This window comes from Streptomyces sp. Q2 (assembly GCF_056820935.1).
On the sequence record NZ_JBXEJE010000005.1, the window covers coordinates 178,235 to 200,282 of the forward strand.

Below are 22,048 nucleotides of genomic sequence, written 5' to 3' on the forward strand. Positions count from 1 at the left end.
AACCGCTTTCCGCACCGGCTCAGACGGAGACCGCGACGGCGTTGTACGTCGTCTCGGGCGTCGGCGTCGTCGTGAAGCGCGCGTTGACCAGATAGAGACGGTCGCCGAAGCGGGCGGCCGTGGTGGGCACGTCGAAGCGCGGGTCGGTGACCGTCTTGCGCAGGGTGGCGGTGGTGGCCCTGGCGTCGAGGTCCCAGACGCTGATCAGGTTCAGGCGGTTCTGTACGACGTACAGCGTGTGGCCGATCCGCCACAGGCCGTCGCCGTTGACGACGTCCGCCTGCCCGACCAGCGTGATCCTGGTGGCGGCGCCGGTCCTGACGTTCACGTTGTACAGCTCGCCCGGCGAGCTCTTGACCACGATCAGGCCACGGCCGTCGGGGGTCTCGACGATGCCGTTGGCGTTGTTGACGCCCGGCACCTGCGTCCAGTCGCCGGTGAGCGGCAGGGCACGGATGCCGCCCTCCCTGCCGCCGCGCGGAACGCCGTGGAGGACCGCGTCGCGCGAGTCGGTGAACCAGGCACGGTCGCCGAGCAGGGTGACGTCGTTGATGAAGTGGCCGGCGGCCTCGGTGAGCCGGTGCGTGGCGAGGAGTTCGCCGGTGCGCGTGTCGTGGACCCGGGCGACGCCCGTGTTCCCGGCGACGTACAGCAGCCCGTCACGGTCGGCCTTGAGGCCGACGGAGACCAGGCCGGTGGCGCCCGCGAAGAGGACCTTGCCCTCACCGGTGCGCAGGTCGGTGCGGTAGATCGCGCCGTTGGCGCGGGAACCCAGGTACGCGTACGGCTTGCTTCCGATGGCGATTCCCTCGGGGAGCCAGCCGTTCGGTAGGGGGAACTCCGTCGGCCAGGCCGCGTTCGGGCCGGCGCTCGCCGTACCGGCGCCGGCCGTCACGGCCAGGGCGGCCAGGGCGGCGCCGCCGAGTACGGCGCGCCGGGTCGGGCGGGGGTGGGTCGGGGTCATCGTGGGCGCCTCCAGGGCGTGGTTTCGTCGACAACTGCGGCAACAACTACGTTGACGATCCCGCGAGTTGGCAACGCTCCCGCGCGCGTGGGAGTTCCCTGGGGCCCCGACCGCCGCGGGCGTCACACCGTGCGGCCCGCCACCAGCCACCGCGACGGAAGGGCGATCCGGGTGCCGTCGGGCCGGTACTCGGTGGTGGTGAGCGGCAGTTCACCGCTCGCCAGGACGCTCAGCCCGGCCACGTTCAGATAGAGGGGGATCGCGTCGTCGGCGACCTCGCCGGGCGCGATGCCGTGCCGGAAGACGGGCGCCAGCTTGGGCGGCGGGCCCTCGGGGCGCTGCGCCAGGTCCATGAGGACGGGCTTGGCGGACTCGGAGAGCTCGACGAGGAAGGCCCGGCCGCGCTGCCCGAGGAGCGCGGCGACCCCGTCCACGAGCGCCTGCCGGTCGTCGGGGTCGGCCTGGTGGAGGACGCCCCGCATATAGACGTTGGCGTCGCCGAGTTCCGCGTGCAGGGTCTCCGCCTCGCCCTTGCCGGCCGCGTCCAGTACCCGGTACGTCGCCTGCCCCGCCGGGTCGCCGCGCCGGGCGTGGTCGAGGGCGGCGACGGACAGGTCGGCGCCGAGGACGTGCGGGAAACGGTCGGCGAGGAACCGCGTCTGGGTGCCGTTGCCGCAGCCGAGGTCCACCAGGGGCAGACCGGGGTCGGTCAGATGGGGTTCGAAGAGGGCGAGATGGGCGCCGGCCGTGAGGATCGGCTCCGCGTCCCAGAACACGGCCCCCGGTTCACCGGAAGCCTCACGCCAGAAGCCCTCCCAGGACTCTTGGTACCGACTCGACACGCTCATGACCGACTCCCCGGGGTGCGAAGGCCGCCCGCCCCCAAGTGACGGGTCAGTACGGTGTATCGCGCCCAGGTCACGCCCACAAGCGCGCGGCGCATTCCTTCACGGGTCGTTCGTGACGGGTACTCCGTCGCGCGCCCCTTCTCCCGACGACGGATCAGCGGCCCGAGGACGGATCAGCGGCGCGGCAGCGTCAGCTCGAACCAGACGGTCTTGCCGGACGTGGTCCGGCTGGTCCCCCACTCGCGCGCGAGGGTGCTCACCACCCGCAGACCGCGCCCCACCTCGTCGCCGGGCCCCGCGCTCAGCAGGGTCGGCAGCTCGTGGTCGTCGTCGTCGACTTCGCACAGCAGGGTGTCGCCGCGTACCAGCCGCAGGTCGACGGGACGGCTGTGGGAGTGCCGTACCGCGTTGGTGACCAGTTCGCTGACCATGAGCTCGGTGGGACCGGCGAGCTTCGTGAGCCCCCAGTCGTGGAGCTGTTCGCGGATTACCGCGCGGGCCCGGCCCACCTCGACCGGGTCGAGGGGGAACCGCCACTCGGCGACGTCGTCGGGCTCGATGCCGTTGAGGCGGGCCATCAGCAGGGCCACGTCGTCCTTGCGGCCGCCGCGGGTGTTGAGGGAACGGATGATCGTGTCGCAGGCGTCGTCCATGGAGGCGGCCGGGTGCGCGGCGGACTCGCACAGGGTGGCGAGGCCGACGCCGATGTCCTCGCCGCGCACCTCCACCAGGCCGTCGGTGCACATCACGAGCCGGTCGCCGGGCCGCACGCGCACGCGTACCGCTTCGAACGGCACGCCGCCGACGCCGATCGGCGCCCCCGTCGGCAGGTCGAGCAGCTCGCTGGCGCCGTCCCGGGCCCGGACCACGACGGGCGGGATGTGACCGGCGTTGGCGATGTGCAGTTCGCTCGCGATCGGGTCGTAGACCGCGTACAGGCAGGTCGCGAGGTAGGTGTCGCCGAGGCGCTGGGCGAGGTCGTCGAGGTTGCGCAGGAGTTGGGCGGGCGGCAGGTCGAGGGCGGCCATGGTCTGTACGGCCGTCCGCAACTGGCCCATCATGGCGGCCGAGTTGAGGCCGTGGCCCATGACGTCGCCGACGACCAGGGCGGTGCGGGCACCGGGCAGCTTCACGGAGTCGAACCAGTCGCCGCCGACGCGCCCGAGGAGGGTGCCGGGCAGATAGCGGGTGGCGATGTCGCAGCCGGCCATGCGTGGCGGGATGTGCGGCAGCATGCTGTCCTGGAGGGTCTCGGCGACGCTCTCCTGGAAGGTGTACATACGCGCGTTGTCCAGTACGAGTCCCGCGCGGGCGGCGAGTTCGGCGCCGGTGACCCGGTCCATGTCGTTGAACTCGACGCGCTCGGGGTGCCGCAGCAGGATCATGAAGCCGAGGACCACGTTGCGTGCCTTGAGGGGCACGACCAGCATGGAGCGGCCCGTGATGAGGGGCCGGATGTCCCGCTTTTCGAACTGGGAGGCGATGGCGTGGCCCATCGGCTCGCTGATGCGCGGCACGAGGACGGGTTCGCCGGTGGTCATGCACTGGAAGAACGGGGTGTGCGCGGGGAACGGCATGGCCTCGCCGACCGGCACCACGTCGTCCCAGCGGCCGGGCTCGTCGGTGTGCTCCAGGGCGACCCGGTGCCACATGGTGGTGGTGTCCGGCACGCCCTCGGAGAACTCCTCACCGGCGACGACCTGTTCGCGCAGGTAGGTGCCGGCGACGTCGGTGAAGCGGGGCACGACGGCCTTGCTGACCTCGATGATGGTCTTCGCCAGGTCCAGGGAGGTGCCGATCCGGCCGCTGACCTCGTTCAGGAACTCCAGACGCTCGCGCACGGCGGTGTACTCGAGGTCTTCGGCCTCGTCGGTGGCGTCCTGCGGGACTTGACGCCCCTCGGCCAGGGCCCGGGCCGCGCGTTCGCGGCGGGCCTTGCGCTCGGCGCGCCGGGGCACGCCCCAGTCGGGGGTGACGGGCACCCGGTCGTTCTGGCTGAACTCCAGGACGGGATAGCCCAGTTCGAGGATCTGACCGACGATGCGCGCGCCCTCGTCGACGCCCATGCTGGGCAGGATCTCGGGGAGCCGGCGGGCCAGTTCGTCGGCGCCCGGGAAGTCGGTGTGCAGCGCGAAGCCGGGCGCGATCCGCTCGAACGCCAGGTCCTGGGTGTCCTCGTCGGCCTGGTCCGGCCGCAGACCGCCCGCGTCGGCGGCGAGGACCAGCAGGCGCTCCGGCCCGGGGCCGATCAGCGGGTAGGCCCACCACAGGACGTCGACCCGGTCGAGGTCCGCCGCGGTGAGGCGGGCGCGGCCGGCGGCCGGGTAGGACAGCCTGCCGTCGAGGGAGGTCTCCAGGCCGGGTCCGAGGCCGTCGTAGGCCGCGTACGCCCCGTAGGGCGCGACCTCGTCCTCCTCGGGCAGCGCTCCGGAGACGGGCAGCAGGTCGACCGCGGACCGGCCGATCGCCTCGTCCTTGGTGGCGCCGAACAGGCGGCGCGCGCCCGTGCTCCAGTGGGAGACCAGGCCGTCGCGGTCCACCACAACCACGGCCAGCGGGATGCGGCCGGACGGCGCGTGCTCCGCCGCGCCGCTCCCAGCTCCGGGGCTGGGGGGTGCGCCCCTCTCGGTGCCACGGTTCATGGCCCAGGCCCTCTCTCCCCGCGGCTCCGCGAGATCTGTGCCGCCTCGACCACCGTACGGCGCCGGTCGCTCACGATGTGCGGCAATGCCGGAATCGGGTCGCCCGATCACACCGGCGCACGCCCCCGCGCCCCACTCTGAGCTGGGACTACGGTCCGACAGAGCCAGGTTACTGACAGGTTGTCAGTCCTCGTGCCCCAGCCGCAGATCCCGTTCCGTGCTGCCCCCTGGGGACACGTGGAGCGCGGTGGCGACCGGCGGGTAACCAGTGGCGATGACGGTGTACTCGCCACAGGGCACGTCGACGAACCCGAAGGTGCCGTCGGGGCCGGTGGTGAGGGTGTCCACGACGTTGCCGGCCGCGTCCAGCAGGGTCACGCGCGCGTCCTCCACGGGCCTCCCCCACCCTCCGGGCGGGGGGACCCCCATCTCGCTTCGCCCGCCGCCGGCCCGCACGGTGCCCCGCAGCACGGCCCCGCCGGCGAGTTCGACGTCCTGGCGGGTCTCCCTGGCGGCCCGGACGGTGACGGGGAGCGCGGCCGGACGGAACGCGGGCGCGCCGACCGCGAGGGTGTACTCGCCGGCCACCAGCTCGGTGATGGCATAACCGCCCCCGCGTCCGCTGCGCGTGGTCGCCACGACCTCGCCCTGCGCGTCGGTCAGGGTGACGGCGGCGTCCCGGACGGGGCTGCCGTCCGCGGTGACCACGCTTCCCGTGAGGCGTCCCGCGCCGCCGAGGACGACGTCCAGCTCGACGGGGCGGTCCCCGACGGTCACGGAGACCGCCTGCGGCTGGTGGCCGCCCGCCGCGGCGATCAGGACGTAAGCCCCCGGGCCCGGCGTCGACAGCGCGTACCGCCCGTCCTCGCCGCTCGCGCCCCGACCGGTCTGCAGTCCGGCGACGTCGATCAGGGTGAGTGCCGCGCCGGACACGACCGTCCCGTCCGGGTGCCGCACGGTGCCGTACACAGGGGTTTGTGCGGTGTACGGCGAGATGGGGGTCCCCCCGCCCGGAGGGTGGGGGAACGCCTGCGGGACCGGGGCGTCCACCTGCGCGGTCCGGGGCTCCGCGGCCGGCGCGTCGTGGGCCACCAGGGGTTTCTCCTTGAGGAAGAAGGCGAGGAGCAGGCCGAGCACGAGCACCGGCACGAGGTAGAGGAAGATCCGCGGCATGGCGTCGGCGTAGGCCCGGATGTAGTCGTCGCGCAGTGCCGGGGGCAGCGCGTGGACGAGCTGCGGGGTGATGGACTCGGGGTCGGGGAGCGAGGCGGTCGCGCGCGGGGGGAGGCGTTCTTCCAGTGAGTCGGCGAGCCGGTCGGCGAAGAGGGTGCCGAAGATCGCGGCGCCGACGCTGCCGCCGATCTGCCGGAAGTAGTTGGTGGCGCTGGTGGCGGTGCCGAGGTCGGCGGGGCGCACGGAGTTCTGCACGGCGAGGATCAGCACCGGCATCACCATGCCGATACCGGCGCCGAGCACGGCCATCCAGATGCTGTAGTGCAGGCGGGGCGTGTCGGCGTCGAGGTGGGAGAGCAGCCACATGCCGGCCACCGAGAGCGCCCCGCACGACGATCGGGTGAATCTTGTAGCGCCCGGTGCGGCTGATGAGCTGCCCGGAGACGATCGAGGCGCCGACGATGCCGCCCGTCATCGGCAGCATCAACAGGCCCGACTCGGTGGCGGAGGCCCCGTCGACCATCTGCAGGAAGGTCGGCAGGTAGCTGGCCGCGCCGAACAGGGCGACGCCGATCACGAGGCCCACCAGGCCGGTGACGTTGAAGACGGAGTCCTTGAACAGCCGGAGCGGGATGAGGGGTTCGGCCGCGAAGTGCTCGGCGAGGAGGAAGAGCAGGCTCGCGGCCGCCGCGCCGGCGCCGAGTCCGAGGATGACCCGCGAGTCCCACGCGTACTCGGTGCCGCCCCAACTGGTCAGCAGCACCAGGCAGGTGGAGGCGGTGGCGAGCAGCAGCGCGCCGAGGATGTCGAGCCGGGGCTTGGCCGTCGGCTTGGGGAGTTTCAGTACGACGGTGACGACGGCGAGGGTGAGCAGGCCGAAGGGGACGTTGACGTAGAAGCACCAGCGCCAGGAGTGGTGGTCGGTGAAGTAGCCGCCCAGCAGGGGCCCGGCGACGGAGGCGAGACCGAACGCGGCGCCGATGAGGCCCAGGAACCGGCCGCGGTTTCGGGCCGGCACGATGTCCGCGATGATCGCCTGCACGCCGATCATAAGGCCGCCGGCGCCGACGCCCTGGACCGCCCGGAAGGCGATCAGCCGGTCCATGGTCTGCGCGCGGCCGGCGAGCGCGGATCCGACGACGAAGACGACGATCGCGAACTGGAAGACGCCCTTGCGGCCGAGGAGGTCACCGAGCTTGCCGTAGACCGGGAGGCCGATGGTGGCGGTGAGGAGGTAGGCGGTGATCGCCCAGGACATCCTGTCCAGGCCGTGCAGTTCGCCGACGATCTTCGGCAGCGCGGTGGCGACGATCATCTGCTCCAGCGCCGCCAGCAGCAGCGCGAGCATCAGGGCGACGAAGACCAGCCGGACCCGGCGTGGGCTCAGTCCGGTGCCGTTGGCCGAGACCTGAGGCGGGCCCTGCGAGGAGGGTGACGGGGCCGGTTCGTCCTGTACCAGAGTGACGCCGCCCACGTATCGCTCCCCTCGTCGCGCTGCCGCACAATTCCCGCGTAAAGCGACAACTGCGAGCAAGCGCGACGAGTTACGGCGTATCGCCGGGGCGCACGGAGATCCACTCGAACCGGTGAGGGGGCCAACGGCCGGTCACCGGTGTCCCGTTGGGGCTACTTCTCGACCTCGGCGGCGAGCTTGTCGAGCAGGGCGTCGTAGATCCGGCCGAGCCCCTTGGGCGCGAAGGTCTTCTCGAAGAAGCCGCCGACACCGCCGGCGCCCTGCCAGACGGTGGTGACGACGACCCGGGACTTGCCCTCGCCGGCCGGGGTGACCCGCCAGGTGGTGACCATCGAGGAGTTGCGGTCCTTCTCGACGAGCTCGCCGTCGGTGGGCTCGCTGACCTCCAGGAGGCAGTCGCGCACGCGCTTGCTGGTGGCCTGGAGCTTCCAGTGGACGAGGGTGCCCTCGCCGTCGCCGCCCTCGCGCACCTCGTACTCGCTGAAGTGCTCGGGCATCACCTTCGCGCGCGTGCCGCTGTAGTCGGCGAGGGCGTCGAACACCTTCTCCGCGTCCGCCGCGACGATCCGCTCCGTAGTGGCCTCGACCTGCGCCATTGACTTCCTCCAGGACCTGGGTTCTCGGGGTGGAGGCAAGCCAACCACCCCGGGTCCCGGGCGCCCAAATCGGGGGTCGCACGATCAAGGGAACACATGTTCTATTCTTGGGGTCAGTGCTACCGAGGAGGCCTCATGCGCTGGGAGAACCTCACAGAGTCCGGCGATCACGGCCGGGCCGACGCCGCCCTGTTCGACGCGGACGCCGTGACCAGCCGTACGTTCGACACGCCCGAGTTCGCCGGGATCACCTTCCACGAGATCCGGGCCCGGTCGATCATCAACCGCGTGCCGGGCGCCTCCCGCATGCCGTTCGAATGGACGGTCAACCCCTACCGTGGCTGCTCGCACGCGTGCGTGTACTGCTTCGCCCGCAAGACGCACAGCTACCTGGACCTGGACACGGGCGTCGACTTCGACTCCCAGATCGTGGTCAAGACCAACGCGCCGGAGCTGCTGCGCCGCCAGCTGGGCTCGCGCCGCTGGCAGGGCGAGCACATCGCGATGGGCACCAACGTCGACTGCTACCAGCGCGCCGAGGGCCGCTACCGCCTGATGCCGGGCATCATCACCGCCCTGAGCGACCACGCCAACCCCTTCTCGATCCTGACGAAGGGCACGCTGATCCTGCGCGACCTCGACCTGCTGAAGCGGGCGGCCGAGGTGACGGACGTCGGCATCTCGGTCTCGGTCGGCTTCACCGAGCCCGAGCTGTGGCGCACCGTCGAGCCGGGCACGCCCGCGCCGGAGCGGCGCCTGGACGTCGTACGGACCCTGGGCGAGCACGGCATCGGATGCGGTGTCCTGATGGCGCCGGTCATCCCGTTCCTGAGCGATCATCCGGCCCAACTGCGGGACACCGTACGGGCGATCGCGGAGTCCGGGGCCACCTCGGTCACCCCGCTGGTGCTGCATCTGCGCCCCGGCGCACGGGAGTGGTTCATGGCCTGGCTGGCCCGCCACCACCCGCATCTGACGGGCCGTTACGAGCGGCTGTACGCGGACGGCGCCTACGCCCCGAAGTGGTATCAGCGCCGGATCACCCGTCAGGTCCACGAGCTGGCCCAGGAGTACGGGATCGGCCCCACGCGCGCGGGGATGCCGCGGCGCGTCCCTGAGCCGGAGCCCGAGCGGCCCGATCTGTCCGAACCGACTCAACTCACGCTCATCTGAGAGCATTCGAGCGCATATCGCGATCCAATTGGGTCAAGTATTGCCAGAACCCGTTCTTCCGGCCGGGCTTTCCGGGACGATGCGGCGGGGACCGTGACCTTCGCGGTCCGAAACCCTCCGTCCTGGGAGGACTCCATGAGAAAACGCGCAGCCGCGCTGTGCGGTGCCGCTGTCGTCGTGGCCGGGAGCTTCACGGCCGTCCCCGCCGGCGCGAGCACTCCACCGACCGCACCGACCGCGCAGACCGCTCAAGCCGCGAAACCCGCCTGGAAGAAGTGCGGCACCACCGACTATCCGACGCTTCAGTGCGCGTCGCTCAAGGTGCCGCTCGACCACGCGAAGCCGCACGGCAGGCAGATCACCCTCGCGCTGTCCCGCGTGCCGCACACCGCGAAGAAGTACCAGGGTCCCCTGCTGGTCAACCCCGGCGGCCCCGGCGGCAGCGGTCTGACGCTCGCCGGGTTCGTCGCCTCCACGCTGCCCAAGGCGGTCGCGGCCCAGTACGACGTCATCGGCTTCGACCCGCGCGGGGTGGGCGCGAGCAAGCCCGCCCTCGACTGCAGGCCGGGTCACTTCGACCCGGTGCGCCCGGACTCCGTGCCGAGCACACCCGCCATCGAGAAGGCCAACCTCACCCGCGCCAAGTCCTTCGCCGCCGCCTGCGGCAAGAAGTACGCGAGCGTGCTGCCGTACATCAACACGGTCAGCGCCGTGCGGGACATGGACGCGATCCGCAAGGCGCTGGGCGCCAAGAAGATCAACTACTTCGGTTACTCGTACGGCACCTATCTCGGCGCGGTCTACGGCAAGCTCTATCCGGAGCGGGTGCGGCGCCTGGTCCTGGACTCGATCGTCGACCCCACCGGCGTGTGGTACGACGCCAACCTCGCCCAGGACCACGCCTTCGACGGCCGCCACCGGGCGCTGATGACCTGGATCGCGAAGTACGACGCCACGTACAAGCTCGGCACCGATCCGGAGAGGATCGAGGCCAAGTGGTACGCGATGCGGGCGGCCCTCGCCGAGAAGCCGGCCGGCGGGACGGTGGGCGCCTCCGAACTGGAGGACACCTTCGTCCCGGGCGGTTACTACAACGGCTACTGGCCCTACCTCGCCGAGGCGTTCGCGGCGTACGTGAACGACAAGAACGCCGACCCGCTGGTCGAGGCGTACGAGAACTTCGCCGCGGTGGACGCCTCGGGTGACAACGGCTACAGCATCTACACCTCGGTGCAGTGCCGTGACGCGTCCTGGCCGCGCGACTGGAACCAGTGGCGCAAGGACAACTGGGCAGTGTACGAGAAGGCGCCGTTCATGGCATGGAACAACGCCTGGTACAACGCGCCCTGCGCGTTCTGGCCGACGGACTCGCTGCAGCCGAAGAACGTCGCCACCGGCAAGCTCCCGCCGGCGCTGCTCTTCCAGGCGACGGACGACGCGGCCACCCCGTACCAGGGCGGCGTGACGGTCCACCAGCTGCTCGCCCACTCCAGTCTGGTGGTCGAGGAAGGCGGCGGGAACCACGGCATCTCGCTGAGCGGCAACGCCTGCCTGGACAAGTACCTGGCGGCGTACCTGACCGACGGCACGGTGCCACGCGGTCACGGCGAGGCCGACGCGGTGTGCAAGGCACTGCCCGATCCGGAGCCGCTCAGCTCGAAGGCGGCGTCCACGTCGTCCCGCGGCTCGACCCTGCACGGTCTGCTCGGCTTCCGCGGCTGAGTACGGCCTGACGGCCCGTCGGGGGCGTTGTCAGACCCATGGTCCACCATGGACGCATGAGTGAGCTGACGAGGATTCCCGCCCCCGACGGTGTCGCCCCCGCCGCCGCGTACACCCACGTCGTGACGGGCACCGGCCGTTTCGTCGCCGTCTCCGGCCAGCTCGCCCTGGACGAGGACGGCCGGCTCGTCGGTGCGGGCGACCCCGCGGCGCAGGCCCGTCAGGTCTTCGAGAACCTCCGCCGCTGCCTGGCCGCCGCGGGCGCGGCCTTCGACGACGTCGTCAAACTCACCTTCTTCGTCACGGACATGGCCCACCTGCCCGCGATCCGTGCGGCCCGCGCCGCCCACATACCCGACGACCGCCTGCCGGCCGCCTCCGCCGTGCAGGTCGCGGCGCTGGTCGGGCCCGAGTTCCTGATGGAGATCGAGGCGTTCGCGGTGGTCGGCGAGTGACTCACGTGCGGGTGCGGGAGATGAGGCTCGCCGACTGCGACCGCGTCTCCGAGATCCGTGTGCGCGGCTGGCAGAGCGCCTACCGGGGCCTCATGCCGCGGTCCTTCCTCGACGCCCTCAGCGTGACGAAGGACGCCGAGCGACGGCGCTCCCTCTTCTCCGCGCGCGCGAGCGACGGTGTGGTGAACCTGGTCGCCGAGCGGGACGGCGAGATCGTCGGCTGGGCGGCGCACGGCCCGTACCGCGACGGCGACACCCGCACCGCGGACGCGGAGCTGTACGCGATCTACGTCGACTCCGCGCACCTGGGGTGCGGGGTCGGAAGGGCGCTGCTGGAGGAGTCGGCGGGCCAGTGCCGCGCCCGGGCGCGCCTGTTCCTGTGGGTACTGGAGGGGAACACGCGCGCCCGTCGTTTCTACGAACGGGCGGGTTTTCGCCCGGACGGCGCCGAGGAGCCGTTCGAGGTCGACGGAGTGCTGGTCCCGGAGGTCCGGTACGTACGGGAGTCGGCGCCGCCCGACTGACGGAGCATCGGCGCCTGACGGAGCATCGCCGTCTGACGGGTCGCCTCCGCCTGACGGGTCACCGCCGTTGTCTCGGGATCCGCGCCAGGGCCCGCACCGCCGCTTCGGCGAGCACCGGGTGCGCGAGTGCCTCGTTCAGGACGGGCCTGGCCCGGGTGTCGCCGAGCGTGCCGAGCCCCTCCACACAGGCCAGGGCCACGCGCCGGTAGGGATCGTGCGGGCGCAGCCGCCGCCCCAGGGTGGTGATCAGCGCCGGTACGGCCTCGGGGGCGCGCAACTGCACCAGGAGCCGGACGGGATGCAGGGCGTAGGCGACACGGAGTTCGTTGGTGGCGAGCGCGGCGGCCGCACGGGCGGTGCGCGGGTCGCCGAGGCGGGCCAGGGCGTGGGCGGCGGAGGCGCAGCGCTGCGGGTCGCGGTGGTTGAGCAGCAGGACGAGCGATTCGAAGGCACGCCGGTCGCCCGCGAGTCCGAGCCGGAACGCGGCCAGCTCCCTGGCCCACAGCGGATGTCCCGCCTCGGTGAGTACCGCCGCCAGGTCGTCGGTGTCCTCAGTCCTGATGAGACGCTCGTAGAGGGGCGGGTCCCCCGACTCCTGCCGTAAGCGTTCCGTGAGTGATCGCAACTCTTCGTCCATGAAACCGAGATTAGGCGGGCTGCCGGGGAGCCAGGACCCACATCACCATTTCAGGGGCTGGCGCGCTCGTTACTCACGGGTTAAGCTCAGACGAGCGAGTTACCCACTCGTGGATCTGCTCGTGGTGGCCTGGTGACGCAGCTGCTACGAGAGCAGTCGGTTCGGTACCTCGTGTACCCGAGTACGACCCGGCCCCGGGACAGGGCCGGTCGGTTCCGCCGTTTTCCGGGCGTGTGCACGCCCCTCATGACGGCACCGGGCGTGTGCGCCTGCAGCCCGGCAACACCCGCACTCCTTTTCGCACCCCGGTGCGCCCGTGGCTCGGCCCCGTTCGGGCCGTGCCCGGCGCACCCGGGCGCCCTTCCAGTCGTCACCCTCATTCCTGGAGTCCGCGATGGCCGCTCCCCTGTCCGACACCCCTCTGTCCCAGTTCAAGACCGTCGCCGTCGTCGGCCTCGGCACGATGGGCACCGGCATCACCGAGGTGCTCGCCAAGGCCGGCCGCGAGGTCGTCGGCATCGACATCAGCGAGGCCGCCGCCGCCCAGTCGATGGCCGTTCTGGAGGCCGCGACCGCCCGTGCCGTCGAACGTGGCCGGCTCACCGGGCAGGAACGCACCGACCTGCTCTCCCGCGTCCGCACCTCCACCGATCTGCGGGCCGCGGCCGACGCCGACCTGGTCATCGAGGTGGCTCCGGAGTCGTATGAGATCAAGCACCAGATCTTCCGTGAACTCGACGGGATCGTGCGGCCGGAGACGATCCTGGCGACCGGCACGAACGCCCTGTCCGTCACCCGGCTCGCCGCCGACTCGGCCCGCCCGGAGCGGGTGCTGGGTCTGCACTTCTTCAACCCGGCGCCGGCCATGCGGCTGGTCGAGGTCGTCTCCTCGGTGCTGACCGCGCCCCAGGCGGTCGCCGCGGTCACGGACCTCGCGATCGAGCTGGGCAAGGAGCCCGTCGCGGTCGGTGACCGGCCCGGATTCGTCGCCGACGGACTGCTGTTCGGCTACCTCAACCAGGCCGCCGCGATGTACGAGGCGAAGTACGCCTCCCGGGAGGACATCGACGCCGCGATGCGGCTCGGCTGCGGGCTGCCCATGGGCCCGCTGGCCCTGCTCGACCTGATCGGCGTCGACACCGCTCGTACGGTCCTGGAGGCCATGTACACCGAGTCCCGGGACCGGCTGCACGCCCCCGCGCCGATCCTCAAGCAGCTCAGCGAGGCGGGCCTGACCGGCCGCAAGTCGGGCCGCGGCTTCTACACGTACGAGGCACCGGGCAGCGCCACGGTCGTGCCGGACGCCCTGACACCCCACTCCGGTGGTCTCGACGTCCCCGGCCGCGCGGTGCGGTCCGTCGGCGTCGCGGGCTCGGGCACCATGGCGTCCGGGATCGCCGAGGTCTTCGCCAAGGCGGGGTACGAGGTCGTCCTCGCCGCCCGCAGCGAGGAGAAGGCGCAGACCGCCAAGTCCCGTATAGGCAAGTCGCTTTCACGCTCCGTCGACAAGGGGCGGATGACCGCCGAGGCCGCCGCGCAGACCCTGGAGCGGATCACCCCGGCGGGTTCCTACGATGCCTTCGCCGACGTCGACCTGGCCCTGGAGGCCGTCGCCGAGGACCTGGAGGTCAAGCAGCAGCTGTTCGCGACGCTGGACAAGGTCTGCAAGCCGGGCGCGGTCCTGGCCACCACGACCTCGTCCCTGCCCGTCGTCGCCTGCGCCCGCGCCACCTCGCGCCCGCAGGACGTGATCGGCATGCACTTCTTCAACCCGGCGCCGGCGATGAAGCTGGTCGAGGTCGTCCGTACGGTGCTGACGACCGACGACGTGCACTCGACGGTCCGCGAGGTCTGCGTCAAGATCAAGAAGCATGCGGTCGACTGCGGGGACCGGGCCGGATTCATCGTGAACGCCCTGCTCTTCCCGTACCTCAACAACGCGATCAAGATGGTGCAGGAGCACTATGCGTCGCTTGACGACATCGACGCGGCGATGAAGCTCGGCGGCGGTTACCCGATGGGCCCGTTCGAGCTCCTGGACGTCGTCGGGCTCGACGTCTCGCTGGCCATCGAGAAGGTCCTGCACCGCGAGTTCCGCGACCCGGGCCTGGCCCCGGCACCGCTCCTGGAGCACCTGGTGGCCGCGGGCTGCCTCGGCCGCAAGACCGGCCGCGGCTTCCGCGAATATGCCCGCCGCTGAGCGTCCCGGCGACTGGTTGGCACAGGATGCGGACTGGGGCGGGCTGCTCGAACCGGGCGGGTTCACGCCGCCCGCCCCGCACGGCTCGCCCCCGCCCGTCACTCCCCCGCCCGCACCAGTTGGGGGAAAGCGGGGACCTGCGCGACGAGCTGCGCACATGCAGTACGTTCGGGGCATGCCCCAGCCCGCCAAGTCCTCACGTACACCAGCCACGCCCGACGCGCCGGAAAGTGCCGCAGGCAGTCGCGCCGCGGCCCAGCGGCTCAAGATGCGCCGGGAACTGGCGGCCGCCGCGATGGAGCTGTTCGCGACCAAGGGGTACGAGGCGACCACGGTCGACGAGATCGCGGCCGCGGCCGGGGTCGCGCGTCGCACCTTCTTCCGGCACTTCCGCTCCAAGGAAGAGGCGATCTTCCCCGACCACGACGACACGCTGATCCGGGCGGAGGCGGTCCTCAACGCCGCCCCCGCGCACGAGCATCCGCTCGACACCGTGTGCCGGGGCATCAAGGAAGTCATGCGGATGTACGCGGCCCGGCCGGAGATCTCGGTCGCCCGCTACAAGCTCACGCGCGAGGTACCCACCCTGCGCGAGGCGGAGATCGCGTCGGTGGCCCGCTACGAGCGGCTCTTCACCCGCTACCTGCTCGGCCACTTCGACGAGCACGCGCACGACGACGACGCCAACGACGACCCGCTGCTGGCCGAGGTCGCCGCGTCCGCCGTGGTCACCGCCCACAACCACGTCCTGCGGCGCTGGTTGCGGGCCGGCGCCCAGGGGGACGTCGAGGCCCAGCTGGACCACGCCTTCGCGATCGTGCGCAAGACGTTCGGGTCGGGCATCGGGGCCGGGCGCACCACGACCCCGAGGCCGCCCGCGGCGACGGTCTCCACCCACGGCGAGGTACTGGTGACGGTGGCCCGTACGGACGCCCCGCTCGACCAGGTCATGCGGACCATCGAAGAGGCACTCAAGGACCGCTGAGCCCTTCTCCCCACTGTGACGACGGCCACCCCTCGGGGTGGCCGTTTTGGCATGTCAGGGCAGCTTTTCAGGCACCTTTCGCCCCCCGTTCGATCGATCATCGCTCATGTGTTACGTAAAGATTTCACCTGAGAGCAAGTTCTGGCACTCAGTGCCTTGCGAGGTGACACGCGGTGTCATACGTTGAAGGTGTCCGGGCGGCCGGCGTGCAGAGACCTTTCGTACGTCGGCTGTCCCAGCAAACCATCGGTCTGCCCGCCCGGACGCCTGCGTCACAGGCAACCTCCCGCGCCACAAAGCGCTGCCGAACAGCACAACCGCCGAACCGACGGCACTTCCCACCCACCCTCAGCAGCACCGACGTAACCCTCAGCGTCTCCCTCAAGACGCCATTCGCCGGAGGCAAACCGTGACCATGAAGGACATCCTGGACGCGATCCAGTCGCCGGACTCGACGCCGGACGACTTCGCCGCTCTGCCGCTCCCCGAGTCCTACCGCGCGATCACCGTCCACAAGGACGAGACGGAGATGTTCGCGGGCATGCAGACCCGCGAGAAGGACCCCCGCAAGTCCCTGCACCTGGACGACGTGCCCCTGCCCGAGCTGGGCCCGGGCGAGGCCCTGGTGGCCGTCATGGCCTCCTCGGTGAACTACAACTCCGTGTGGACCTCGATCTTCGAGCCGCTGTCGACCTTCGGCTTCCTGGAGCGCTACGGCAAGGTCTCGGAGCTCACCAAGCGCCACGACCTGCCGTACCACATCATCGGCTCCGACCTCGCGGGCGTCGTCCTGCGCACCGGCCCCGGCGTCAACGCCTGGAAGCCCGGTGACGAGGTCGTCGCGCACTGTCTGTCGGTCGAGCTGGAGTCGTCCGACGGCCACAACGACACGATGCTCGACCCCGAGCAGCGCATCTGGGGCTTCGAGACCAACTTCGGCGGCCTCGCCGAGATCGCGCTGGTCAAGTCCAACCAGCTGATGCCCAAGCCGGACCACCTCAGCTGGGAGGAGGCCGCCGCGCCCGGTCTGGTCAACTCCACCGCCTACCGGCAGCTGGTCTCCCGCAACGGCGCCGGCATGAAGCAGGGCGACAACGTGCTCATCTGGGGCGCGAGCGGCGGACTGGGCTCGTACGCCACACAGTTCGCGCTGGCCGGCGGCGCCAACCCCATCTGTGTCGTCAGCAGCGAGCAGAAGGCGGACATCTGCCGGGCCATGGGCGCCGAGGCGATCATCGACCGCACCGCCGAGGACTACAAGTTCTGGAAGGACGAGCACCACCAGGACCCCAAGGAGTGGAAGCGCTTCGGCAAGCGCATCCGTGAACTCACCGGCGGCGAGGACGTCGACATCGTCTTCGAGCACCCCGGCCGCGAGACCTTCGGCGCCTCCGTCTACGTCACGCGCAAGGGCGGCACGATCGTCACCTGCGCGTCGACCTCGGGCTACAACCACGAGTACGACAACCGCTACCTGTGGATGTCCCTGAAGCGGATCATCGGCTCGCACTTCGCCAACTACCGCGAGGCCTGGGAGGCCAACCGGCTCATCGCGAAGGGCAAGATCCACCCGACCCTGTCCAAGGTGTACTCCATGGAGGACACCGGGCAGGCCGCCTACGACGTGCACCGCAACCTCCACCAGGGCAAGGTCGGCGTGCTGTGCCTGGCGCCCGAGGAGGGCCTCGGCGTGCGGAACGCGGACAAGCGCGCCCAGCACGTCGACGCCATCAACCGCTTCCGGAACATCTGAGGTCACAGATGACTGAGCGTCAGAAGGACCGGCCGTGGTTGATGCGGACCTACGCCGGCCACTCCACGGCCGAGGCGTCCAACGAGCTGTACCGGCGCAACCTCGCCAAGGGTCAGACGGGTCTGTCGGTGGCGTTCGACCTGCCGACGCAGACCGGCTACGACTCCGACCACGTCCTCGCCCGCGGCGAGGTGGGCCGGGTCGGCGTGCCGATCGCGCACCTCGGTGACATGCGCAGGCTGTTCCAGGACATCCCCCTGGAGCAGATGAACACCTCGATGACCATCAACGCCACCGCCATGTGGCTGCTGGCGCTCTATCAGGTCGTCGCGGAGGAGCAGGGTGCGGACATCACCAAGCTCCAGGGGACGACCCAGAACGACATCGTCAAGGAGTACCTGTCGCGGGGCACGCACGTGTTCCCGCCGGTGCCCTCGCTCCGCCTGACGACGGACATGATCGCGTACACGGTCTCCCACATGCCGAAGTGGAACCCGATCAACATCTGCAGCTACCACCTGCAGGAGGCGGGCGCCACGCCGGTCCAGGAGATCGCGTACGCGATGTCCACGGCGATCGCGGTGCTGGACGCCGTGCGGGACTCCGGCCAGGTGCCGCAGGAACGCATGGGTGACGTCGTCGGCCGGATCTCCTTCTTCGTGAACGCGGGCGTCCGCTTCGTCGAGGAGATGTGCAAGATGCGGGCGTTCGGCCGCATCTGGGACCAGGTCACCCGCGAGCGGTACGGCATCGAGGACCCCAAGCACCGCCGCTTCCGCTACGGCGTCCAGGTCAACTCCCTCGGTCTGACGGAGGCGCAGCCGGAGAACAACGTCCAGCGGATCGTCCTCGAGATGCTGGCCGTGACCCTCTCCAAGGACGCACGCGCGCGTGCCGTCCAGCTGCCCGCCTGGAACGAGGCGCTCGGCCTGCCCCGCCCCTGGGACCAGCAGTGGTCGCTGCGCATGCAGCAGGTGCTCGCGTACGAGAGCGACCTGCTGGAGTACGCCGACATCTTCGAGGGCTCGAAGGTGATCGAGGCCAAGGTGGGCGAGCTGGTCGAGGAGTCGCTCGCGGAGATGGAGCGGATCCAGGAGATGGGCGGCGCGATGGCCGCCGTCGAGTCGGGCTACCTCAAGTCGCAGCTGGTGGCCTCCCACGCCGAGCGGCGGGCCCGTATCGAGTCCGGTCAAGAGAAGATCATCGGTGTCAACATCTTCGAGACGACCGAGCCGAACCCCCTGACCGCCGACCTCGACACGGCCATCCAGACGGTCGACCCGGCCGTCGAGGCCCGGGTCATCGCCTCGCTGCAGAACTGGCGCGACACCCGCTACCAGCCGCCCTTCAACCACCCGCGCCCCTGCAAGGCGCTGGAGAAGCTGAAGGAGGCCGCCAAGGGCACCGCCAACCTCATGGAGGCCACCTTGGAGTGCGCCCGCGCCGGCGTCACGACCGGCGAGTGGGCCGGGGCCCTGCGCGAGGTGTTCGGCGAGTTCCGGGCGCCGACGGGCGTGTCGTCCGCGCCGGTCGCCGTGGCCGCCGCGGAGGGCAGCGCGCTGGCCGACGTGCGCCGCAAGGTGAACCTGACGGCGGCGGACCTCGGCGTCGGCAAGCTCCGCTTCCTGGTCGGCAAGCCCGGCCTGGACGGGCACTCCAACGGCGCGGAGCAGATCGCCGTGCGGGCCCGCGACGCCGGGTTCGAGGTGGTCTACCAGGGCATCCGGCTCACCCCGGAGCAGATCGTGGACGCGGCCCTCGCGGAGGACGTGCACGCGGTCGGTCTCTCGATCCTCTCCGGCTCGCACGCCCAGCTGGTGCCGGACGTGCTGGATCGGCTCCGTGTGGCCGGTGCCACAGACATTCCGGTGATCGCTGGTGGCATCATCCCGAACAACGACGCCGCACAGCTCAGGGCCGCCGGAGTGGCCGCGGTCTTCACCCCGAAGGACTTCGACATCACCGGAATCATCGGCCGCATCGTCGACGAGATCCGGAAAGCGAACAAGCTCGACCCCCTGGAGGTCCCCGCATGACCACGCCCGTCAACCGTCTGCGTCCGCGACGCTCCTGTCTCGCGGTCCCCGGGAGCAACCCCCGCTTCCTGGAGAAGGCGCAGGGCCTCCCCGCCGACCAGGTCTTCCTGGACCTGGAGGACGCGTGCGCGCCGCTCGCGAAGCCCGAGGCACGGCACACCATCGTCAAGTTCCTCAACGAGGGCGACTGGACGGGCAAGACGCGCGTCGTGCGCGTCAACGACTGGACGACCGAGTGGACGTACCGGGACGTCGTCACGGTCGTCGAGGGCGCCGGCCCCAACCTCGACTGCATCATGCTGCCGAAGGTCCAGGACGCCCAGCAGGTCGTCGCGCTGGACCTGCTGCTGACGCAGATCGAGAAGACCATGGGCTTCGAGGTCGGCAAGATCGGCATCGAGGCGCAGATCGAGAACGCCCAGGGCCTCAACAACGTCAACGAGATCGCGCAGGCCTCCCCGCGCGTCGAGACGATCATCTTCGGCCCGGCCGACTTCATGGCGTCGATCAACATGAAGTCGCTGGTCGTGGGCGAGCAGCCGCCCGGCTACCCGGCGGACGCCTACCACTACATCCTGATGAAGATCCTGATGGCGGCCCGCGCCAACAACCTCCAGGCGATCGACGGCCCCTACCTGCAGATCCGCAACGTCGAGGGCTACCGCGAGGTCGCCCAGCGCGCCGCGGCCCTCGGTTTCGACGGCAAGTGGGTGCTGCACCCGGGCCAGGTCGAGGCGTCCAACGAGATCTTCTCGCCGTCCCAGGAGGACTACGACCACGCCGAGCTGATCCTGGACGCGTACGAGTACTACACGTCCGAGGCGGGCGGCAAGAAGGGCTCGGCGATGCTCGGCGACGAGATGATCGACGAGGCCAGCCGCAAGATGGCGCTGGTCGTCTCCGGCAAGGGCCGCGCCGCCGGCATGCAGCGCACCAGCACGTTCGAGATCCCGGAGGCGTGACGGCCATGCAGTTCGGACGTACGTACGAGGAGTTCGAGGTCGGGGCGGTCTACAAGCACTGGCCCGGGAAGACGGTCACGGAGTACGACGACCACCTCTTCTGTCTCCTCACCATGAACCACCACCCGCTCCACATGGACACCAATTATGCGGAGAAGACGACCGACTTCGGCAAGAACGTCGTCGTCGGGAACTACATCTACTCGCTGCTGCTCGGCATGTCCGTCCCGGACGTCTCCGGCAAGGCGATCGCCAACCTGGAGATCGAGTCGCTCAAGCACGTGGCGCCGACCTTCCACGGCGACACGGTCTACGGCCAGACGACCGTGCTCGACAAGTGGCCGTCCAAGTCGAAGGACGACCGCGGCATCGTCTACGTCGAGACCAAGGGCTACAAGCAGGACGGCACGCTGGTCTGCGTGTTCCGCCGCAAGGTGATGGTGCCGACCGAGACGTACATCAAGGAGCGCGGCGGCGAGCAGCCTGGCCGCCCCGAGCTCAGGGAGCAGGAGAAGTAGCCATGGCGCGACTCGCCCAGACCGCCGGTCTGACCGACATCCAGCAGGAGATCCTGTCCACGGTCCGCGACTTCGTGGACAAGGAGATCATCCCGGTCGCGACCGAGCTGGAGCACCGCGACGAGTACCCGCAAGCGATCGTCGACGGTCTCAAGGAGTTGGGCCTGTTCGGCCTGATGATCCCCGAGGAGTACGGCGGCCTCGGCGAGTCCCTCCTCACGTACGCCCTGTGCGTGGAGGAGATCGCTCGCGGCTGGATGTCGGTGTCCGGCATCATCAACACCCACTTCATCGTGGCGTACATGCTCAAGCAGCACGGCACCCAGGAGCAGAAGGACCACTTCCTGCCGAGGATGGCCGCCGGCGACGTTCGCGGCGCGTTCTCGATGTCCGAGCCGGGTCTCGGCTCCGACGTGTCGGCCATCACCTCGAAGGCGGTCAAGGACGGCGACGAGTACGTCCTCAACGGCCAGAAGATGTGGCTGACGAACGGTGGGACGTCAAGCCTGGTGGCCGTACTCGTCCGAAGTGACGAAGGACACTCCCCGGCGGAGGCAGCCGCCAAACCCCACAAGTCGATGACCACCTTCCTGATCGAGAAGGAGCCCGGCTTCGGAGAGGTCCGCCCCGGCCTCACCATCCCCGGGAAGATCGACAAGATGGGCTACAAGGGCGTCGACACCACCGAGATGATCATGGATGGCCTGCGGCTTTCCGCCGATCGGGTGCTCGGCGGCGTCACCGGCCGAGGTTTTTACCAAATGATGGACGGCGTGGAAGTCGGCCGCGTCAACGTGGCGGCGCGTGGTTGCGGCGTCGCCCAGCGTGCGTTCGAGCTCGGCGTGTCGTACGCCCAGCAGCGCCACACCTTCGGCAAGCCGATCGCCCAGCACCAGGCCATCCAGTTCAAGCTGGCGGAGATGGCTACCAAGGTCGAGGCCGCCCATGCGATGATGGTGAACGCGGCTCGCAAAAAGGACTCCGGAGAACGAAACGACCTTGAGGCTGGGATGGCGAAGTACCTCGCCTCCGAGTACTGCAAGGAGGTCGTGGAGGACGCCTTCCGGATCCACGGCGGCTACGGCTTCTCCAAGGAGTACGAGATCGAGCGCCTCTACCGTGAGGCTCCGATGCTGCTGATCGGTGAAGGTACCGCCGAGATCCAGAAAATGATCATCGGTCGCAGGCTGCTCGAAGAGTATCGACTCCAGGGTTAGATGTCCGGGTTCGGGGTGTTTTCCTCGAGAAGAAGATCACACCCCGTCAACACCCTTCAGCGGCCGACTCGGCTTCCTGGCTTGCCCAGTTGTGGCCCGCGACCGGTACGATCCCGGTAAGCCGCCGTCCCCCTCCCGCAGCGCGGCATCATCCGCTACGAAGGTCATC

Annotated in this window: 16 protein-coding genes and 1 pseudogene; 11 read left to right on the forward strand and 6 right to left on the reverse strand. The window is 70.3% G+C overall.

Annotated features, from left to right (window positions below; translation table 11 throughout):
* Positions 1-19 precede the first annotated feature (19 nt).
* The 5 genes and pseudogenes from ACWBNA_RS07885 to ACWBNA_RS07905 form a co-directional block, all read right to left on the reverse strand.
* Positions 20-964 carry an SMP-30/gluconolactonase/LRE family protein gene (locus ACWBNA_RS07885; protein ID WP_482703493.1) on the reverse strand — a complete coding sequence of 315 codons (945 nt, stop codon included), beginning with the start codon at positions 962-964 and terminating at the stop codon, positions 20-22.
* A 122-nt stretch (positions 965-1,086) separates the two neighbouring features.
* Positions 1,087-1,812, reverse strand: a complete 726-nt coding sequence (locus tag ACWBNA_RS07890) for a class I SAM-dependent methyltransferase (protein WP_482703494.1) — start codon at positions 1,810-1,812, stop codon at positions 1,087-1,089.
* Positions 1,813-1,985: 173 nt separating this feature from the next.
* A complete protein-coding gene (locus tag ACWBNA_RS07895; protein WP_482703495.1) occupies positions 1,986-4,454 on the reverse strand; it encodes a SpoIIE family protein phosphatase in 2,469 nt (822 codons plus the stop codon).
* A 183-nt stretch (positions 4,455-4,637) separates the two neighbouring features.
* Positions 4,638-7,101, reverse strand: a pseudogene (locus ACWBNA_RS07900) (MFS transporter).
* Positions 7,102-7,253: 152 nt separating this feature from the next.
* Positions 7,254-7,697: an SRPBCC family protein gene (locus ACWBNA_RS07905; RefSeq protein WP_482703496.1), complete on the reverse strand. Its 444-nt coding sequence runs from the start codon at positions 7,695-7,697 to the stop codon at positions 7,254-7,256.
* Between the two features lie 135 nt (positions 7,698-7,832).
* On the opposite strand from ACWBNA_RS07905, the gene ACWBNA_RS07910 reads away from it, so the two are divergent.
* The 4 genes from ACWBNA_RS07910 to ACWBNA_RS07925 all read left to right on the forward strand — a co-directional run bounded on the left by ACWBNA_RS07910 (position 7,833) and on the right by ACWBNA_RS07925 (position 11,571).
* Complete coding sequence (locus ACWBNA_RS07910; RefSeq protein ID WP_482703497.1) at positions 7,833-8,870, forward strand: Rv2578c family radical SAM protein; 1,038 nt, start codon at positions 7,833-7,835, stop codon at positions 8,868-8,870.
* Positions 8,871-9,005: 135 nt separating this feature from the next.
* Positions 9,006-10,592: an alpha/beta hydrolase gene (locus ACWBNA_RS07915; RefSeq protein ID WP_482703498.1), complete on the forward strand. Its 1,587-nt coding sequence runs from the start codon at positions 9,006-9,008 to the stop codon at positions 10,590-10,592.
* A gap of 56 nt (positions 10,593-10,648) precedes the next feature.
* On the forward strand, positions 10,649-11,047 hold the full coding sequence (locus ACWBNA_RS07920; RefSeq protein ID WP_482703499.1) for a RidA family protein: 399 nt from the start codon (positions 10,649-10,651) through the stop codon (positions 11,045-11,047).
* 20 nt (positions 11,048-11,067) lie between these two features.
* On the forward strand, positions 11,068-11,571 hold the full coding sequence (locus ACWBNA_RS07925; protein WP_482703500.1) for a GNAT family N-acetyltransferase: 504 nt from the start codon (positions 11,068-11,070) through the stop codon (positions 11,569-11,571).
* Positions 11,572-11,629: 58 nt separating this feature from the next.
* Here the strand turns inward: ACWBNA_RS07925 and ACWBNA_RS07930 are convergent, their stop codons facing one another.
* Complete coding sequence (locus ACWBNA_RS07930) at positions 11,630-12,208, reverse strand: adenylosuccinate lyase (RefSeq protein WP_482703501.1); 579 nt, start codon at positions 12,206-12,208, stop codon at positions 11,630-11,632.
* A 394-nt stretch (positions 12,209-12,602) separates the two neighbouring features.
* On the opposite strand from ACWBNA_RS07930, the gene ACWBNA_RS07935 reads away from it, so the two are divergent.
* From ACWBNA_RS07935 to ACWBNA_RS07965, 7 genes are all read left to right on the forward strand, one after another.
* Positions 12,603-14,408 (forward strand): 3-hydroxyacyl-CoA dehydrogenase family protein, encoded by a 1,806-nt coding sequence (locus tag ACWBNA_RS07935; RefSeq protein WP_482703502.1) that lies wholly within the window; start codon positions 12,603-12,605, stop codon positions 14,406-14,408.
* Positions 14,409-14,583: 175 nt separating this feature from the next.
* Complete coding sequence (locus ACWBNA_RS07940; protein ID WP_482703503.1) at positions 14,584-15,393, forward strand: TetR family transcriptional regulator; 810 nt, start codon at positions 14,584-14,586, stop codon at positions 15,391-15,393.
* A 415-nt stretch (positions 15,394-15,808) separates the two neighbouring features.
* Positions 15,809-17,146, forward strand: a complete 1,338-nt coding sequence (ccrA, locus tag ACWBNA_RS07945) for a crotonyl-CoA carboxylase/reductase (RefSeq protein WP_482703560.1) — start codon at positions 15,809-15,811, stop codon at positions 17,144-17,146.
* A gap of 8 nt (positions 17,147-17,154) precedes the next feature.
* On the forward strand, positions 17,155-19,182 hold the full coding sequence (locus ACWBNA_RS07950; RefSeq protein ID WP_482703504.1) for a protein meaA: 2,028 nt from the start codon (positions 17,155-17,157) through the stop codon (positions 19,180-19,182).
* On the forward strand, positions 19,179-20,144 hold the full coding sequence (locus ACWBNA_RS07955; protein ID WP_482703505.1) for an HpcH/HpaI aldolase/citrate lyase family protein: 966 nt from the start codon (positions 19,179-19,181) through the stop codon (positions 20,142-20,144). The genes ACWBNA_RS07950 and ACWBNA_RS07955 overlap by 4 nt, the downstream gene beginning before the upstream one ends.
* A 5-nt stretch (positions 20,145-20,149) precedes the next feature.
* Positions 20,150-20,662, forward strand: a complete 513-nt coding sequence (locus tag ACWBNA_RS07960; protein WP_482703506.1) for a MaoC family dehydratase — start codon at positions 20,150-20,152, stop codon at positions 20,660-20,662.
* Positions 20,663-20,664: 2 nt separating this feature from the next.
* Positions 20,665-21,879, forward strand: coding sequence for an acyl-CoA dehydrogenase family protein (locus ACWBNA_RS07965; protein WP_482703507.1), 1,215 nt, complete (start codon positions 20,665-20,667; stop codon positions 21,877-21,879).
* Positions 21,880-22,048: the final 169 nt, after the last annotated feature.